Raw genomic sequence first — 19,825 nt, forward strand, 5'->3', positions numbered from 1 at the left:
AAGTACATTGATTTACTATTGTGAGCGAGCGTCAGAGGCTGCGAATGTTATTAAAAATATTGCCGTGATCGCCCAGAACCATCAATTTATGGATATCCATAAGCGTTTAAGGTCGTACTATATGACTCACTCAAAATCCCATTCTACAATAATAAAAAAGACGCCTTTATCAATGATAAAAAATACTATGCTATTTCCTACTGTTGTTGCTCTTAGCACAGCTTTGTTTAGCGCTGCAAGTATGGCAGATACAGGCGTTGAATTTGTCAGTCAAGACTGGCAGGTTGCCTGTGATAATACCCTTACTTGTCGATTGGCAGGTTATCAGGCAGAAAACGACAGCGGGCTTCCTGTGTCAGTATTGCTGGTACGAAAGGCAGGCGCGAGCGCAGGTGTAGATGGCAGAGTGAAGCTTGGCGGTGCTAAAGAAAGCTCCTCTAAGGCGCTGATGAAACTGGGCGATCGCCATCGCATATCAGTGTTTATTAACGACAAGAGTTATGGCGAGACCAAACCCTTTTCAGCCGCAGCAGGCAATGCTGAGCTGACACCGACGCAAACAACTGCACTATTAGACGCTTTGACTAGATCTAGCAAGATTGAGCTGGTACTACGTAACTCTCGCTGGCAGCTATCTGATAAAGGCGCTAGTGCAGTCATGTTAAAAGCAGATGAAGTTCAAGGTCGAGTAGGGACGTCAAGCGCATTTATTGCTCGCAATGGCGTGACAAAACCCAATAGCAGTGTATTGGCACCTAAAGCTACGCCAAAATTGCGTTTTGTCGCACCCACGCCAAAAGCTGTACCTGCTAATAAGAAAAAATTTGCAATGCGGTCTTCTCAGCTGGCGACAATGATGAGAAGCACCATGAAAGATGTGGATAGCGACTGCCCAAATCTACCTGACAATTCGCCTTGGCGCATCAACCGTCTAAATAGCACACAGCTACTAGTGCAGCATGAATGTTGGACAGGCGCCTATAATATGGGTATGGGTGCATGGGTCATTAATGACAGTAAACCTTATAAACCAACATTGGTCACTACTGGTGCTACTGATTACGATAAGGGTAAGATAACCTCGGTACAAAAAGGTCGAGGTATTGGTGACTGTTTGGCTAAAAAAGAGTGGATATGGACAGGTAAGGCATTTCAAAAGAGTCATGAAAGCACCACCGGACTATGCCGCTTAATCGAAGCAGGGGGCGCATGGTCACTGCCGACTTATGTTACTGACGTTAAAGTAGCGCAATAACACCTCAAACCTGCTTATTAAAGAAGTGATTTAATAAGCAGGTTATTCAGGATATCCAGCCCATTTTTATAGCACTTAAAAAAACAGGTACAAATAATTTTTTAATGTGTTATACTGCGTCGCCACGTTAGCTTAGGCTTTCGTGAATTATGAGATTGATAACATCGCCTGCGATTTTGGGTCTAGGATGACCATAAGTAATTGTTGCCGATGATTTTGTGTACTTAAATAACACTATTATAGAAATATCAGTTATTTTTGACTCATATCTTATCTACTGGTTCACAGATATGAACTAGATTGGTTGTTGTTTGCGGTTATCTGCTTTGGACAAAGCATCAATAACGCGCTTATATCAAGCAAGGATGAGACACTCGGCACTACCACCAAAATACGTCAGACAGCACAAACGCATTTATTGTAGAAACTTTAAGCTTTATTGGCTGGGTTTCTGATTATCGACACTTCTATGTGGTCTGGTAATACCTTAATAAAGGCAGCGTGGTGAACGGTTATCAGTGGTATGCATCAAGTTTGCTGAATTTACAGCAGCTTATACTTACCAAGGATTACTATGACTGATATCTTATCTACAATCGCCGCTGAAAACGGCATCATCGAAAGCACTAACACTCCAAATACTGATACTAATAATCAAACGGCTACTACTGACGCTGCTGAAGAAAATCAAATTACTTTTGCTGAGCTTGATATTGCTAAGCCAATTCTTACTGCGCTTGATCGTAGTGGCTATACCAATCCAACACCTATCCAAGCACAAGCCATTCCTTTTGCTCTAGCGGGTCGTGACTTACTATTGTCAGCACAAACTGGTAGTGGTAAAACAGCAGCATTCGTGATCCCAGTACTTGATCGTCTGAGCCGTGCAACCAGCTTTGATAAGTTGACTAAAGCCCTTATCTTGACGCCAACACGCGAACTTGCTCAGCAAGTACATGACAGTGTGCGTACTTATTCTAAAGACATGCGCGGTCTGTTCTGCGTACCATTAGTGGGCGGCGCACCTTACAATGGTCAGATTACTGCTCTGAAAAAAGGCGTACAAGTTATCGTTGCGACCCCTGGTCGTTTACTTGACCATATCAATGCAGGTCGTGTTGACTTATCAAGCCTAGAAATCTTAGTGCTTGATGAAGCTGACCGTATGCTAGACATGGGTTTTGCTGATGATATCAGTGACATCCTACGTGCAGCACCTGTTGATCGTCAGACGATCATGTGTTCAGCGACTTGGGATGGCCCAGTAGGTAAAATCGCTGCCAGCTTCACTAAGAACCCTGAGCGTGTATCAATCAAAGTAGAATCTGCACACATCGAAGAAAAAGTGTACTACTGTGATGACTTTGATCACAAAAACCGTTTGCTTGACAAAATCGTTTGTCAGCAAGATATGGAACAGATCATTATCTTTGCTGCTACCAAACGTAGCACTGAAAAACTAGCCAAGCAGCTACAAGAAGCGGGTCATAAAGCCAGCTTCTTACATGGCGATTTGCCACAAAGCAAACGTAACCGCATCGTTCAAGACTTGCGTAATGGTAAAGTTAAAATCCTAGTAGCAACAGATGTTGCCGCTCGTGGTTTAGACATACCAGCCATCTCGCACGTCATTAACTATGACTTACCGCGTCAAACGGAAGATTATGTCCATCGTATCGGTCGTTGTGGTCGTGCTGGTCGTACTGGTATTGCGATCAGCTTATGTAGCATGGATGATCGTCCACAGCTAAACGCCATCAATCGTTATTTAGATCGCAAAATGGAAGTCTGTGTCATCGAAGGCATGGAGCCTAAGAAGACTTATGTTCCTAGCGAAAACAAAGGCAATGGTCGTGGCCGTGGTCGCGGTCGTTCTAACGGCGGCGGTAACGGTCAAGGCCGTGGTCGTTCAAGCGGTGGCTATCAAGGTAATCCTGCTAATGCTCGTGGTCGTTCAAGCGACAGCGCACCAACTGGTCAACGCGCTAGCAATGACAGCGGTTATCAAGGTAAGCCACGTGACTCATCTGGTAAGCCAAATGAGCGTTCAGGTGGCAAGCCGTATCAAGGCAAGCGTACTGGCGGCCCAAGCCGTGGCGATAGCACTGGCGTTCCACGCGGTGAGCGTGCAGCAACTGGTCGTGGTCGTCCAAGTGGCAGCCAAGGTCGTCCAGCAAGTCGTTCTGACAGCCGTGGTCAAGGTCGTCCAACTGGCGGCAACCGTGGTAAAAACTCGTAATTATTCATAATTACATTGCTATATAAATAGCACATCAAAAAGCCAGATACTTGTTATCTGGCTTTTTTGTGCCTGATTGCTTTATATTAACAACTGTCTTGAGCGGCGAGTACAAGGTAGTGGCTTGCGCGTTTTTTTCGCCTTCTCTATACTGACAAACTTTTATCATATGCTCCGGAGCCATTTGATGCCCGCCATCTCAAGTTTAACCATTGACAGTTTACCGTTAGCGTTTGGCATCATTATGGCCATAATCGGCTTGGTGTTTTATACCCAAGGGTTGCCGGGCAAGTTCTGGCGACGATTTTATGCGGTATTACCGGGTATTGTTCTTTGCTGTTTCATACCGGCGACGCTCAATAGTCTTGGCGTTTTTGCAGATGGTGTTGGCTCTCAAATTTACAGCTTTACGGCCACCTATTTATTGCCAGCAAGTTTGTTATTGATGACGTTATCGATGGACGTTCCTAAGATATTGGGCTTGGGCTGGAAAGCCATTGCCATGTTCTTCGCGGCGAGTATGGCCATTATCATTAGTGGCCCTATCAGCTTGGGAGTGGCAAAATGGATCTCACCTGAGATGTTTACCGATGACACCCTGTGGCGCGGGTTTTCAGCAGTGGCTGGTAGCTGGATTGGTGGCGCGGCCAACCAAGCAGCGATGAAAGAGTTGTTTGGGGTCAGTGATGATTTATTTGGCATGATGATTTTGGTTGATACCACCAATGCTTCACTTTGGTTACTGGTTATTTTGGTACTGGCAAAGCATAGAGAAAAAATCGACCGTTTTTTGAAGGCAGATACCAGTAGTATTGATAAAGTTATTAAGGCAGTTGAGAGTTATGAGCGTGATCATGCTCGTCCTGCTACTTTAAATGATTTGATGGTAATGTTTGGGCTTTGCTTTGCCATGGTCGGGGTCGCGCACTTTATGGGCGATCAAATTGCAGGGTTCTTTGCGCCTTATAGCTGGGCGGTACAATACAGTTTTGCCAGCTCCTTCTTTTGGATGGTGGTGATTATTACCTTAATCGGTGTCGGATTCTCGTTTACCAAAGTCCGTAGGCTTGACCATGTTGGCTCTTCTAAAATCGGTACGGTATTTATCTTTGTATTAATCGCTGCAATCGGTATGCAAATCAATCTTGCTGGTATTGTTTCGCAGTGGCGGTTGTTGTTAATCGGTTTGTTATGGATGAGTATTCATGTCGTTATTATCTTTGCAGTGGCTAGGATGATACGCGCGCCGTTTTTCTTTTTAGCGGTTGGCTCTAATGCCAATACTGGCGGCGCTTCATCGGCACCGATTGTGGCAACGGCATTCCATCCATCATTAGCACCTGTTGGCGTGTTTTTGGGGATTTTAGGCTATGCGGTGGGTACATTTGGCGGTTATATTAGTACACAGATGATGCGATTGGTAGTGGGTTAAATGCTGTCTTAAAATGGGTAGTTAAGGCGGTCAATGATAGTTTATATTGACCATCTGGCTTATTATTGTTTATACCACTCGTTATTGGCTTCAAACGTTGTTAGGTTCTGGGTTTCTAAAAATTTTAAATTCTTGTCATAAATATCAACGGTATTCTTATGAGTATCGATGGCATATATTTTACCATCAGGACTATAATAATTAGATACTATCGCATCATATTTCATTTCAAGCACCAGCTTTCCTGCTGGGTTCATTAAGCCAAAATTGATTGTTTCATCACTGTCTATATTTTCATCATTGATTTCATTTTTTGTCACGAGAAAGTAGGCTGGATAAACGATAGACTGTATATGAGTATATTCTATAGGTGCAATGAGCTTTCCATTAGGGTCAAAAACACCATACTTACCGTTTTTTTCTACCACGTAGCGCGTTATCGCGTCTTTACTTTTATTTTCATCCCACACGTCAACATAATCATTCGATAATTTTGAGGTTTCAATAGAATCATAAATTGGTGCAATGATCGTCTTGCCTGCGTAATCAATCAGACCATACTTATCGTCTTTTATTTTGACCTCTATTTTGTCACTGTCATTTAAGCGAACAATCTCGGTATATTGAGACAAATCTTCAATCAGCATCTTACCTGATGTATCTATCAATACTTTTTTGCCATCCAACTGCGCCATTATACTGTTGTTGTAAATCCTATCAAACATATCCTCATATATGGGTGGAGTGATGACTTTTTTATCTTTGACACTAAACAGTCCATATTTGCCGTTTTTTTCAATGACGCTCATATTGTCTAATTCGTAGAGTTTATCACTCACAAATCGATAGTCAGAGAACTCTGTAATGATATGACCAAACTTATTGGTCAGTTGTTGCTGACGATCTTTGGTAAAAACCATACCGATACTGTCACCATGTGAATCGTTAAGCGGCGTGATATCGTCATATATCGGCGGTTTTATGATGTCATTGTTTTCGGTGATTAAGCCATATTTATTGTCTTTTTTCACTTTTATAAAACGCTCAAAAGCACTCAGTTCATCATAAATGATCGGTATTAACACTTTGTTGTTGCTATCGACTAATCCAAACTTATCATTTAGCTCAGCAATGTAGTAGCCGGTACGACCTTCATTCTCTTCATTATTATACTCATCCGTTTTCAACGCTTGGTTTTCTATTTCACTTAACGTGTAAGTGATGCCGTAATAGGGTTCAAGGTCATCGTAAAATGTACCAATCTTAAGATTATTGTCGTCATCCTCGCTAAGAATCCCTATTTTTTGATTTTCTATCATGAAAATAGTCGCGCCATAGCTACCGCTTATATCATCAAAACTCGCTGGCAATATGATAGCTCCATTGTCATTTATGACGCCGTATTTGCCTAATTTTTTATGAATATATAAATTATCTTTCAAGTGCGTGATTCTGCCGTCAGAATTCGCAGGTAATACGATGGCCCCGTTGTTATCTACAATGCCGTATTCGCCTGATTTCTCGTATTCATACAGATTGTCGTTTAAATGCTTGATACCACTATCAGAATGTATAAAAAGTAGCCCTTTACCATTGATTAGCTTTTCAGACACGACAGTATCGTTATCAACATAATCATCAGGTTTGGTTTTGTAAGATTTAACCCTGAATATCTGCTTGTCTTCATTAAAACTTTCGATATCTATATTTTTGGCAAAAGGCACAACGATCTTTTGGTGTTGATCAATCAAACCCGCTTTGCCACCCATCACCGCTTTCATAAACAAGCGCTCATTTGGGCAGGTATCTAGTAATGCTAGCTCATCATAGATAGGCGCAATCAAAGTTTGGTTTTTATCATTAATAAGGCCGTGCTTACCATTCTTTGAAATGGTGAAGTAGTTAATGTTATTAACTTTATCAGCATACAGATAATCTACTTGAGTATTTTTATCAAATGTTCCGCTGGCAGGATACAGCCACTTGCCAGAAGCCGTGGCAATAGCTGTGGCGGCTTTGCTACCAAAATACTGGGTTAAATGATAGAAACCATTACCCAACGCTTCAATTTTATCATATTTAAAATCTAAAGTGACGTTCAGTGGCATCAAGCGCGCCAAAAAGACCATTGCGTTTGGCGACAATACGACCATCTTCGTAAGCATTGATGTCATAGAGTTTGTCTTGAATGACAGATCCTTTGTCATCCACCAGCTGATAGTACGCGTTATTGGCTTTGAGCGTTAGCTGATGCGGATGAATGCCGTTTAGCTCCTCGATGTCGATAGTATAAAGCTTGCCTTGATCGCAGCTGCATGTGCTCGCATGGGCGCTTTGTATCGTTGTGATAGAGACGGCGGAGAGGGCAGTTAATGCTATGGATACAGATAAACTTAGTTTGCATACTTTAAGCGCGAGTAATTTTACTTTGTTTGCTCTAACAGGGATGATTAACATATTAACCAAATTTAGTTGACTTTAAGAGTTGGAATTTACCTTATAAATAGCCAGCTTGGCAAGCGCTATAATTCATTTATGCAGAATTTAACGAAATGCTCTTTTTTATTCCTCTACTACTAATACGTTAGCCTATCTAGCACTAGTATTTAATAAATATGCACTGACCACTTTTCTTGAGTATTCCAATAAAAATATACATACACATTTATAAATACTTTATGATTATTTCAAATCAGCATTTGATTATGACAATCCATTTGACCGTTACCTGTTCGTAAAATATGTGTAGCCGTAGATAAAAGCAATTTAAGAGGAATAGACATGCAATTTGGTGGACGATTTTTAGCGCTGGCCAGTATAGGAGTTGCCGCCACTATCGGCATGACTGGCTGTAGCAGCGAGCCACAACAAGCGGATCTGCCATCGGGTAGTACGGTCGTTGCGCTCGGAGACTCTCTGACTTATGGCTACGGCGCAAACTCAGAGACCGCTTATCCTACCGTACTTGCACAGCTGACGAAATGGAACGTCATCAATGCAGGTGTCAATGGGGATACGTCCGCAGATGTACTGGCTCGAGTAGAGGATATTGTAAAGCAAGCGCCTGATTTGGTGTTGCTTGGCGTTGGCGGTAATGATGTGTTGCAGCGTATTCCACCTGATACGACGCGCGCTAATATTAATGCCACTATTGATACTTTAAAGTCTGCGAATATTGACGTTGTCCTCATTGCAGAGCCATACTTTAGTACCAGTGCCTTGTTCGGCAAAGCGAGTGACAATCCATTGTACGAAGATATTGCTAGTGCTCAGGATGTGCCTTTATACTCTGGCGGTTGGTCAGCGGTATTATCAGATGACACGCTAAAATCCGATCGAATTCATGCCAATGCCGCAGGATATCGACAGTTTGCTGAAGGCCTGTATGAGTATTTACAAGATAAAGGCGTGGCACAATAAGGTTTTAATAAAGATATGGGCAGGCGCAACAGCTGATCTGCGCGATATTACCTGCCCATAAAATTATTCATTCAGCAAAGATGATATTTCAGCGCTGCTCTGAGTCTCTACTACCTTAGCTTGCTCGCGCAGCGTGTCAATTTTTGCTAAGTAGTTTTGACCCAATTTCTGCTCTGCTGAGGCAATCCAAGCGGCATATCCCGATAAAGTTTCTAAGGTTTCGCCATTACGTAAAGGCTGTCCAGAGGCTAGATTATGAAGCGCTGCACGTAGCATCCGCTTTATGTGACGCGGTACTCTTGGTACGCCTTCGCCATTGACCACCATGCCCGTGACATTGTGCTGATTGCCAGTACGAATGACACGCGTCTTATCATTATTTAAAGTAAATCCTTCTTCACGCAAAATCTTCTGTACGGAACCCAATAGCTGCCCAATCAAGCGGTTTTGCTCAGAAGATGGCACGGTGTTTTCAATGCTAGTAGCGCTGGCAGGTAAGCTAAACGTTAAATCGTCGGCATAGCGGCTGTAGCGCAGACCGACTTTATCCGCCAGTCCTGTTAAGCGTCGATCAAGGTTCAAACACACAATATTCGTCAGTGCTGGACTGGTAGGAGCGCCTTGCGGTAACGCTCTGTCACTAAGGGCGACGTAATAAGTTTTGCCATTTTTTTGCACCACTTGCCTTGGCGATTCCGTACATAATAAAGCCAGCAAAGTAGCTATTTGCTCAGGGTAGCCTGCATGACGAAACACCCCTTTTACGCGTCGCCAGTGCACACTAGGGAAGAAATCTTTTACGTCAAGTTTAACCAATAGGGCGCTATTGCTGTGCACGGCTGCATTGGTAACAATGGATTTACTACATACAAAACCATGAGCTGCGCCGTGCGTCGTTAAATTATTTAAAATGTTCTCCAAAATCCAGCGCTGAACAAATTTTAGGCGAGGAATAGGTGACCATATATGCCGAGCCGTGCCATTACGTTTGTTAATCGTAAAATGGGTGTAGGGGATATTGGTGGCCACGTCTCTTTGATAGCAAAGCCCTTTTAGCTGCGGCACACTCAGGTTGACCGCTTCTGCCAATTGAGTATGTTTGCTTATGAGTGGTAGTTTGTTTTCAATGAGTCGATTGCTGGCGGCTTTGATGTCCCATTTGTCCACGCTGGTATCATCTGACCAATAGATATGGCGACCCAGATAGACGATGTGCTGCGCTTTGTAGGCTTGCCATGCCAGTTTTTTGAGGTTTTTTTCTTCAGCGGCTTCTTTTTTGAGGGCTTTTTTGTAGCGTTCGCGCTCTTTTGGCGTCATATTATCAACGGGCTTACGCTCAACCATAAACCCGTGTTGCAGCATTTGCTGCTGAATATATTGATAACGTCCGCCAGCCTCTTCAATATCTTTCCACAACTTTTGCCATTGGCGCTCGATGGGCGTTATAGTGGGAGCGGGGCTGATATAGTCGGTCTGCTGGTTGCTTGGTGTGGTCATAAATCATACCCCTTTATTTTCGATAAAGCCTTGGGCTTCAAATCTGGCAATGTGCTGTAAAAACGCGGCATGAGCTTGGGCAGGTTGGTTAAACACGAACTGCTGGCGCGTGCTGTCCTCATCAATGATTTGTTCAATCAATACTTTTTTGTGAGTGCAAGTCAGATGCACATAGCTGATCGTGGTCACGGTATTGTTGTGCGTCGTTTGTTTTGCGTGAGTGTCATTTGACGATAAGCCTTGCGCGAGAGCCGATAAATCCATTACATGACTGGTAGGCGGCGCTGATTGAGCAGTGTTTTTAGCAGGTTGCTGTTTCGTCTTAAATGCATTTTGCGCTGGGTATGGTGCTGCTTTATGTGATTTTTGATGATGCTTGGGCACGCGTTTGCTGAGTGTGCGCGTGTCATGCCAGCTATTTGTCTGCGTATGGTCGTACTGATGATAACTTAGGCGTAAGGCGATCAGATGCGCGCATACGCCTTGGCTGAGGCGATGCTGTAAGTACTGTGGACAGCTGCATGCAGCACGGCTAACTAAGCCGTCTTCGCCCAGTTGTAGCTGGCTTTGATACGTGCGGCGATCTTCTTTAACATGAATATCCGCGCTGATAGACACACCCTGCGTCACCACTGTCTGAACGTTTAGGTTTTGTATGCTACCTTCGCGACTCACTAAGTCAAAGGCCTGTTTTTCTGCCTCGTTATGATGCGAAAACTGCGCCATGTCTAGCGGGGTTTGCGTCAATGGACGATAATAATAAGACTGGTTGGCAATATCATAGCGAATCAACCCTTGCTGCGCGCCTGACAATAGCTGTTGGCGCACGTGACTGGCAGTAATAGGGTTGTCTTGTGTACTTAAACGCTTGCTCAAGGTATCAATACCGCTTGGTTGTTCAGTCAGTGCTTGCATCAACGGTAATAAGTGATCGCTTTCTTTAACATTAAGGACGTTCTGCTGCGGGCGCTTGGGCAATAGCAAATCAAAATTGAGTGACTGCGACCAGTTGGCTTGACTAAAGCCTGTCATGGCAAAGGTAAAATGAAACCCTTTGCCCGTGAGCGTCCAATAGCTTGGCATGCCTTGTCCAAGCAATGACACACTGACCGTATCAGTGTGCGGTAATAAACGCTTTAACAAACTCAAACGACGGCGACCCCACAAGCGAATGAGTTTGGCCTTTTGTCCTTGATACGGGGTTTGCTGGCGACTCACTTGGCTGGTGACGGCGATGTCAAATGGCTCTAAAATAATCACAGGCAGCTGCTGCGGTATCAGCTCGATTAATAAGCCACGGCGCTTACCCTTGATATCGGCATGCATACGCAGTTCAAACAAAACGTTGTATAAGGCAATAGGATCGAGATCAATACGTTCGTGTGCCAGTTGACCTGCCGATTGTACTTGTAATAATGCCCGTATCCAGCTTTTGGGCACATTGATGCGTTTTTCGATGACTTCATTTTTGCTTATATTTTCGATGTCATCCTTAACAGTGATATCAGATACTGATTCAGCTCTGTTTTTTGTCTTTGTTCGTTCTGATTGTTGTAAGCGCACAGCCTCTTGACCAATATCTAGCGTGGTTTGCTGATGGTCGCGGATTTGCTCAATACCATCAAACAAGGCACTACTGTAGTCGATACTGGTGGTGCCCAGCACTGTGTCAGGAGTCGTTTCAAACAAATCATTTTGCAAGGTCAACTGCGCATAGCAACCTTCATCACGACTGAATACCTCAAAGCTGACGCCATCTTGGTTCACTTGGATGATGGGATCGAGGAGACAAAAAGCCAGAGGGTCGTTGTCAAACAGCCATTTGAAGTAATCACGCTGGGCTGAAAACAAGTTTTTATGACGACTGGCACGGCGCATTTGCATAAAAACCGTATAGGCGGCGCGATCTTTGGGTACATAGCGATAGTCGCTACTGACCACATCAAACAGGGCAAGTAAGCTGTCCCGAAAAACAAGTGGATCCTTGACTTTGCCGTGAAAGCGGACCGCATCGCGACCTATCTGGGTAAACAGCGCCACATGTTGAGTATGGACAGATTGGTTATGCTCAGATAAGCTCACATGGCTGGGCGCGACATACTGCATCTGCATCAATACGCCGTTATCATTATCTGCTGGCGTGCTATCTGCGTTTTTCTCAATTGAGTTATCTACTTGATTATTGGTCATAATGATGTCCTTCGACCTGATTCTGTTGCTTGGTTGTCGGCTTTTTATGAGCTGCCTTTAGCACTTCTCTATTGGGCGCTTGCGGGCGTTTTTGTTGCGCGCGTGTCATCCCTCGTTGCCAGCGGCGCAAAACTTTGTAAGCCAATTTTTGAATGTCACTGTCAGTATGGTGGTCTGCACTAGCAGAACCATTCATTAAAGACTCAAGCCACGTGCCAATATTGGGATCGTGCAACTGTCCAAGCGCTTCAATGGCGCGCACTCGTATAGAAGTCTCAGCATGGCTATCCTGCGCACAGCGATATAGCGCAGCAGCGTCTTTAGCTTTTATCCATACGAGTAATTGGAGGCTTAGGTCTGTTTGAAGTGTGTCGGTAGGTATGGGTTTCGCTTCAGTTGCTTTAGCCGATTGATCCCCTTGCACACTAAGGCGCTCAAGCAAGTTAGATAGTAAAGCTTTGTTTTCTACCGCTAGCTGCATTATCTCGGTATTGTCTATAGTGGTAAGGACTGGTATCAGGTTAGCAAGCAGATGATCATCTTTCTCTTGCCGTGCTAGTAGCCCTAACAGCGCTTGCTGCCAGTACTGGCTAACCGCAGTAGCAAGCACAGTCACGCTACTGATAACGGGCGATGTTAGCTGCACTGCTAACCACTCAAATACTGAGCCATCAGGTGCGGTATAGCGGCAAGTGAGCCATAAAAGCTTAGTTATGGTGGTCACCACATGCTGCACATTAGTCAGCCATGCATCTTGATTTATCAGCGCTGATTGTGTGGAGACTATATCGAGTAGAGCTTGCCATTTGTGCTGTGCAGTCATCAGGTATTGTTTGCAGTCTGATTGCATTTGCGCATCGAGATACTGGCTAGGGTACTGCGTTAAATAGCTCAGTCCTATGTGCTGTATCTGCGCATCAGAGCTGTCAATCAAGCCGCGCAGCTGTGACTGACTTATGTCAGATTTTGCCAGCAGGGCATTTTTTAGTATGGTAAACGTCTGCGCGGGCAGCTGATGGTTGTATTGAGTAATAAATGGCGCAAGTGTATCAATACTACTGTGCGTTACAATACGTTTTAGGCTAAGCGTTGCTAGGGTAGCAGTAAACGCTTCATTCGTGTTTTGTATCGCTACCCAATCGTATGGATAAATGTGATCGGTACGGTTGCCCCATAGGTTTTGGGCGGCAGCATAAGCCGTTGTTAATATAGCTTCTTGATCGGTATGTTGTCTGAGAATGTCTAATAGCAGTGCTTTGTTCTCAGCACTGTCATGATAAGCCAGTAAAGAGATAGCGTGTTGCTGCGGTGCAAACAGCAACTGCTGATGATGCAACTGGCGCTGTATGTGGCTACGAATCTCTGCCCAAGCGGCAGCTGTGTCCAGCCAGCGTAGTCCATTTAACCAATGAGTGATAGCAGGGTTGTAAGGCTGCAACTCAGAATCTGATAACTGCGCTTTTAATAATGCAAAAATCTGCGTACTGTACTCAAAGTGACCACCATGAGCGATATGTCCCAAGGCTTCACAAGCGACATCTTGCAAGTAGTGTTCATCATCTTCTGCCAGTTTGATTAGCTTGTCATAAGCCTTATATAGTGCAGTGGTCATCTCAGTCGTTTGGGTGAAAGGTGGCTGCGTAGACATGTCTGTAGGTTTAACACGCATCATCTCACCGATAGCAAGCACGCTACGACGGCGAATGTCACCATCGGTATGGTAGTCAATACTTGCCATTAAGGTGCTCAAACCCTCGCTATTGCCACAAAGTGCTAAGCCCTCTGCTGCCAAAAACGGTACTTGTGCTTCTTTATGTGACAGTGCTTTTTTGAGTATGTTTTTCAGTGTGCCCGCGTCGTTTTTACGTTTTTTAGCACGGTAAGCGACAGCTTCAATCAGGTTTTGAATATGTTTGGCGGGTAGCTGCTCATAGGATAGGGCTAAGGAATTATCAATACGTATCGCGATATCATTCCTATCAGCGGCATTGTCTTTATTTTTATTAACTGCCCTGTCTTGACGGTTCTTACCAAGGCGATGCTCATCGTCTTGCGTGCACACTGTAGGTATCCAAGCCAGTGATTTTAACAGCTGGGCAGCATGCGCATAGTCTGCATAGCGAAGTAATAGAGTAAATAGGGACAGTAGCGCCTCAAGATCTCTTAGATGCTGACGTTGAAGCCAGCGCATATCTTTATGCTCACCTAGATAATCGTTAATGGGTTGATCATAGCCGCTCACCGTCACCAGCGTATCAAACAGTTGCTGGCGCTCTTGATGTGAGTAACGCTCTGGATGCTCAAACATTTTTTGCAAGCGGTGGCGTAGTGGCGCGGCCATATGCGTATCGCGAAGCGTGGCAATATTCTGATATAAATCAGCGTTTGACAGCCTGAGCGATGAATTGTCCAATAACGCAAGCAGCTGTCTATAAGCCGTCTGAGCCACTTGTTCAATAGCGCCTTTGTCGATCTCACTGGTATGAGCTGCTTGAATACGCTGACAAGATTGCAATACCTGAGTGATGAGAGCCAAAGCTTGGCTCTGCTCATATTTGCTCGTACTTTCCATTAAAAAGACAAACAAATCGTCAATCAGCAAAGTATCGATAAACCATGTATTGGTAAACAGAACCTCATCAAAATCGATGAGCTGTATAAAGGTTTGATAGCGTGCCTGCCAGTCTTGACAATGACGCGCCTGTAATAGAAAAGTCAGCTTGTCTTGGCGTAGTGCTTGCTCTGATAACCTTTGCTCAGAGGAATCCGTTGTTATGGCGACGTTAATGGGGTGTACTGTAATTTGACGCCATTCGCTCACCAGTTGCCGCAAGAGTGGTAGGCTTTCGGTATGCAGTGCCATTAGGCTGGCTGGCAGGTGGCCTATGCGCTCCTTTAATAGCTGATAGGTTTCTTCTGCCAGTAGTTGATTATTGGTGGTCAGCAAGTTTTTTAATTTTTGATTATTAGCGGCATCTACGTCGTCTTTGCTGTCCGTCGATGCGGACTCAGTCTCAAGGCTACCAATCAGGCACTGCAAACCGCGCTTGACCATATCGCGATAAGGCGTGCTCATTGCATGTTCTGCCAGTCTTGACGCAGGTATGGGCAGCTTAGACAAGCAGTCCCACACCAGCTCGCGCGTCTCTATATGATTGTGGTGCAGTAGTGGCAACAGCACACGGCTCACACTGTCTGACCAGTCCGTTGCAGTTGACGGATGGTCACTGGCTGATATTGTGTTTGATACGGTCGGCTGCGTAGCAAGCCACATGACCCCGCGAATGGCTTGCTCTGTATTGCTGTGATTGTCCTTACTTTCACGAATAACGCCAAGCCACGCGCCAAAAGCCAGTGTCTGATAAGTATGGTCAGTATCAGTGCTGTTCGCCCTTGTCTGTTGAAAATCATCAGTATGATTTGGGCAGTGATGACGCTTAAGTAAGGTGTCGATGCTGCGCTGCCACTCTTGTAAGGCAGTAAATACCTGCGCCTCAGGAGCGTAAGCTTGCTGAGTCAGTAGATGCGATAAGTTGCCTAATACCTGCACCGCTTCTGCACGTATCAAGGGTTGCTCATGCTGAGTCAAATACGCAAACTGCTGCAAGCGATTGACATCTACGGTGCTGAGTATGCTGGCGCGCGTGTCAGTTGTGCTGCGTGCTTTTGTGCCGCTCGTCTCTGATAGCATCGTCAGCACCGCTGGGTGCGCAGACAAAATATTGCCAATCTTCAGAGAGAGGTGCTCACTGAGATACTGCCAATTGGATATCAAAGGTAGACCAAAGCGTGCCAATATGTGCGCATATACAACCGTGGTGTCATTGTCTGCAAAGCTAAGCGCTTCAATTAAACGCTCAGGTCGAATAAGCGGCGCTGCTAGGGCATTAAATATCAATAGTAATCTGACGGCTGGCGTATAAGATTGAGTGTCAAATAACGCGCGCAGTTGTTGAGATTGGGTAATGCCCAAACCCGAACGTGCTTGCAGCCACTGAATAGGACCCATTGGCTCGATAAGATGACTCAGGCTATCATGATGAGTGGCACTGGTACGCGCACCATTGCTCGCCGTATTGCTAAAAAAGTGCTGCCCGCGACTATCGCCCCAAACTGCCAAAGCCAAACTGGCGGATTGACGGACAAGGGGGCGCTCATCTTTTTGCCATGTGGCCAGTACTTCGGCGTCTTGTGCCGTTGTAATGTACATGAGCTTGGGTGCAAGCGCTTTAAAATCGGCATCAGGATGGTGTAGATAGCGCGCATACCACTCTAAAGCGTGATACTTTTTTGGATCAGAGAACACTGCCAAGCCAGTCAGTGCTTCGGTAATATGGTGATGCCACTGCTTATAATCTTCGTTGTTTTTAGTGTTGCCCGCGGATACGGGCATATCTTCGTTCAGATACTGTGTAAACACCGCATAAACTTTTGCTTCACATTGTGTTTTTAATGGCTCAGGGTAGCCACTAGCTTGACTTGCCACCATTTTGGCAACGGTCAACTGGATATCAGGGTGGGGGCTATTTAACCCTGCGTTAAATAAATCCTCACAATTTGCCAGACTGGTGTTGTCATCATTTGTAGAATCATCGGTACGGTGATTGAACGACATACCCATATCAGTAAGGGTTAAGGCGACCTCTAATGCCTGCTGGCGCAAATCCATGCTGTCGTCTGCCAGCAATCCCACTAAGGCAGGCATCAATGTGCGCAGCTGTTGATTATTGGCTTTGGCTTGCAAATGACTAAGTGCTAAACGTTTGATATCAAGATAGGGACTGGCAAGCGCGGTTAGCAGCAGATCGGTGAATCCCAATCGCTTACTGTTTTTAAGCGCAGTATCAAAGGCTTGCTTACGAATACTGGCAAAGTCATCTGCAAGCAGTAGGGTCAGTACGGATTGATAAGTGTCTGCCCCGTCCTGCGGCTCACCAGTTTTCGATGTATTTTGTAGCAGTAGGCGCTGCCATTCCTCTAATGCCACTTGATGCACATCTTCAAACAGACTGTGCTGTAGCTGTTCAATCATACTGATGATGGCAGTTTTGCTGGCACGCTCAAGCTCTCGATTGAGTAATACTTTAACCACTTCAAGGCGAATGCTGGTAAAGGGATTGTTAAGTGCTTGTTGTAATATGGCGCTCATGCTCGATGCGTCATAGGGTGCTTTTTTGTTATTTAGTACTTGCGTCAGCAATATCGCAAGCGCGCGTTCATGAATGTCTTGATGTGTGGAGGCAAAACCAAACGCTACCCAAGCTAAGTCATCATTTGCCAGTTTGCCTAAAGCATTCATGGCCACTTGGCGCACGCCAGCATCGGTATCATCAAGCAAGGTAGGTAAAATGGCCTTACCATCGGCTAACTGTAGATGTCCTAGCGCGGCCGCGACCCCTGCACGAATGATTACATCATTATTATGATGTATAAAACGTATTAAGGTGCCAAATGCGCGATTGTCCTGTAAGCAGGCGAGTGCGTAGGCAGCGCGGAAGCTGATATCTTCGTAGCGGTTACTCAAATTCTGTAATAGCGGCTCAAGGCAGGAGTTGCTGAGTATGGGACGTGTCAATACGGCCGCGTTAGGTGTATTTTTTGATGCCTCTTTTCCTTTTTTCGCAGGCGTTTGCTCTGTCTGTATGGCAAAATCCTGTGCACTTAAGGCAAGGCTTACAGCTTGGCTATCATCCGTCTCACTTTGAGTTGTACTTTGAGGGACATTTTTGGTTTTGTTTTGATGTTCAAAACGTGCCCCTATCTTGATATCTAATAGACCATCATAATCTGTCGTACGTTTATCAATTTCTAAATTATCAAAGACCGTACCGCGCAGTAAGCGAAAATCATCAAAGTCGGTTAGTGTGCGCAGCAGCTGCGCATCATTTTGGACAAGGGCTTGCTGCTTTAAAGCGGTAATGAGTGCAGGCTGTGCCAATAAAGCTGTATAGAAGGCTGTTTGTCTGACTTCAGCTTGGTGATGGCCTTGTAGCAACATCAACTGACGAGACACTTCTGGATGATCCAATAAGCCGCGCTGGTAGAGTCGAATCAGCCCTGCCTGAATGGTATCAGGATAGCGGCTTTCCAAAGCCATAAAATCCGCTTTTGGGCTAGAATCCGGCAGTAAATGTTCGAGCGATGCCAAGGCTTGCCGACGAACGGGCAACATAGCGTGTGACAAAGCATCCTGCAAAATCGGTAAAACACGGCGCTGTCTATCCGTGTCACGAATGGCAATTTTTAGATAGCTTTGTAGCGCCGCACTAATGACATCTTCAGTAGAGCGACCAAGGGCATACTCTAAATAGGCTGGCAAAGCTGCGCTGCTCGTATCTGTTGTAGCGGAAGCCAACCCATCGAATGCGGCAAGACGGACACTGCTGCTGCGCGGTGAGCTGAGCTGTTCTTCAAGTATCGGCACGCGTGCCTTAAGCGATATGCCCGCCAGCCACTGTACCAGCTGTAAAGCACGACTGGCGCTCAAGCCATTGCTGCGATCTGCCAATATGCGCCCAACTAGCTTTACCGTCTGGTTATCCACTTGTGATTTAAGCAGTGCGATACCGTCTAAAAATGCCGCTTCGCTGTTATTGCTGCTGTCTGTTAATAGTTGCTGAACTCTGTGGTAGCCGTCGTTGATGATATTAGCGACCGTCAGCAGCTTACCGTTTTGCGCGTCATCAATGGGCAGAAAACGCAAACTTTGGTCTGTACCAACTGCCAGTAACGCAGGTTTTTCTGCATAGCTTGTATATACCAGTCGCTGCGTTTTACTGAGGTCTTCCTTACAGGTATTTGGCTGGCCCTTATCGAACGCCCATGATTTAATACTGCCATCGTCTGCACTGCTAAATAAGCGTGTATCCGATACGCAAAGCGCGGTGATCATTTGACCGTGCTGGCTAGACTTGGCTCTATCGATCGCCTGTAGTTCCCCTTGTACATGGGTGCGATAAAGATGCTTGTCTGCGCCTGCTGAAAAGAAATAATGACCGACGGGCTCAAAGCATAAAGCATTGACGCGGCCTTGGTGTAGCGGCTTACTGCTACTTTGTATCAGCTGACCACGGGCATCATTAGAATTGTCATTACCACTTATCCACTGATAACTGCTGACGTTACCCAGATCATCCCCAACCACCAACCACTTACCATCACTCGACGTACCAAGGGCGGTGGCGCGTCGAGGCTGATCGTCAGGATAGGGTTGCACAATAACCCTTGTTCCTACCGCTTGCGTCGACGGCTCTGTCGCGGTGTGACCAAAAATCGGACAGATGACAATGTGATTAGGATATAGCACGACAATCGCCTGCTGCAACGTGCTCATAGCAACCGCTTGCAAGGTACGATGATCCGAAGGCAAAGACTCAATATCTGCGCTTGCGGTACTACTCACAGTATTAGTAATACTTGTTAATAGCGACTCCGTACTGATCTTGTTGATGGTCTCTCCTTGCCAGTCGGTCTGATATAAATGACCGTCACAGCCAAGCAGTATGATGGCGTCATCGGCTGTCTTAATGATTGCATCCATTGCACAGGGTAAGGCAGTAGTGGATAAACTTACTTGCTCACCAACATTATCGAGTCGATACAAGGTTGCGTTATTAGTAGCGATATTATTATCGTCAGTGTCCAATGGCTGGCGAGTGATAAACAAACTGCGACCTTGAGATACTGGTAGTACTGCTGATTTTGCGGTTTTTTGTAGCGTTTGCTCAATAGCAGGCTGTCTGCTGACCAAGCCTATAATTTGGCCCCAATAGGGCAGTGTGGTTGTTTTCAT

General features: G+C 45.3%; 9 protein-coding genes. 4 read left to right on the plus strand and 5 right to left on the minus strand.

Annotation, left to right across the window (positions count from 1 at the left end; translation table 11 throughout):
• Positions 1–172: 172 nt before the first annotated feature.
• From ACT3TH_RS08120 to ACT3TH_RS08130, 3 genes are all read left to right on the plus strand, one after another.
• Positions 173–1,255: a DUF1176 domain-containing protein gene (locus ACT3TH_RS08120; RefSeq protein WP_444755339.1), complete on the plus strand. Its 1,083-nt coding sequence runs from the start codon at positions 173–175 to the stop codon at positions 1,253–1,255.
• 574 nt (positions 1,256–1,829) lie between these two features.
• Positions 1,830–3,494 carry a DEAD/DEAH box helicase gene (locus ACT3TH_RS08125; RefSeq protein ID WP_444755340.1) on the plus strand — a complete coding sequence of 555 codons (1,665 nt, stop codon included), beginning with the start codon at positions 1,830–1,832 and terminating at the stop codon, positions 3,492–3,494.
• Between the two features lie 187 nt (positions 3,495–3,681).
• On the plus strand, positions 3,682–4,926 hold the full coding sequence (locus ACT3TH_RS08130; RefSeq protein ID WP_444755341.1) for a DUF819 family protein: 1,245 nt from the start codon (positions 3,682–3,684) through the stop codon (positions 4,924–4,926).
• A gap of 62 nt (positions 4,927–4,988) precedes the next feature.
• On the opposite strand, the gene ACT3TH_RS08135 is transcribed toward ACT3TH_RS08130, so the two are convergent.
• Both ACT3TH_RS08135 and ACT3TH_RS08140 read right to left on the minus strand, forming a co-directional pair.
• Positions 4,989–7,100 carry a WG repeat-containing protein gene (locus ACT3TH_RS08135; RefSeq protein WP_444755342.1) on the minus strand — a complete coding sequence of 704 codons (2,112 nt, stop codon included), beginning with the start codon at positions 7,098–7,100 and terminating at the stop codon, positions 4,989–4,991.
• Complete coding sequence (locus ACT3TH_RS08140; protein ID WP_444755343.1) at positions 7,006–7,383, minus strand: hypothetical protein; 378 nt, start codon at positions 7,381–7,383, stop codon at positions 7,006–7,008. Before ACT3TH_RS08140 ends, ACT3TH_RS08135 begins: the two co-directional genes overlap by 95 nt.
• A gap of 324 nt (positions 7,384–7,707) precedes the next feature.
• Here ACT3TH_RS08140 and ACT3TH_RS08145 point away from each other — a divergent pair, with 324 nt between their 5' ends.
• Positions 7,708–8,346, plus strand: coding sequence for a GDSL-type esterase/lipase family protein (locus ACT3TH_RS08145; protein WP_444755344.1), 639 nt, complete (start codon positions 7,708–7,710; stop codon positions 8,344–8,346).
• A 63-nt stretch (positions 8,347–8,409) separates the two neighbouring features.
• On the opposite strand, the gene ACT3TH_RS08150 is transcribed toward ACT3TH_RS08145, so the two are convergent.
• The 3 genes from ACT3TH_RS08150 to ACT3TH_RS08160 are packed head-to-tail and all read right to left on the minus strand — an operon-like array spanning position 8,410 to position 19,825.
• Positions 8,410–9,843, minus strand: a complete 1,434-nt coding sequence (locus tag ACT3TH_RS08150; protein ID WP_444755345.1) for a reverse transcriptase family protein — start codon at positions 9,841–9,843, stop codon at positions 8,410–8,412.
• 3 nt (positions 9,844–9,846) lie between these two features.
• Entirely contained in the window at positions 9,847–12,033 is a 2,187-nt protein-coding gene (locus tag ACT3TH_RS08155) for a hypothetical protein (RefSeq protein ID WP_444755346.1), read from the minus strand.
• A complete protein-coding gene (locus ACT3TH_RS08160) occupies positions 12,023–19,825 on the minus strand; it encodes a HEAT repeat domain-containing protein (protein WP_444755347.1) in 7,803 nt (2,600 codons plus the stop codon). The genes ACT3TH_RS08155 and ACT3TH_RS08160 overlap by 11 nt, the downstream gene beginning before the upstream one ends.

The organism is Psychrobacter sp. AOP22-C1-C5 (assembly GCF_052378885.1).
GTDB lineage: Bacteria > Pseudomonadota > Gammaproteobacteria > Pseudomonadales > Moraxellaceae > Psychrobacter.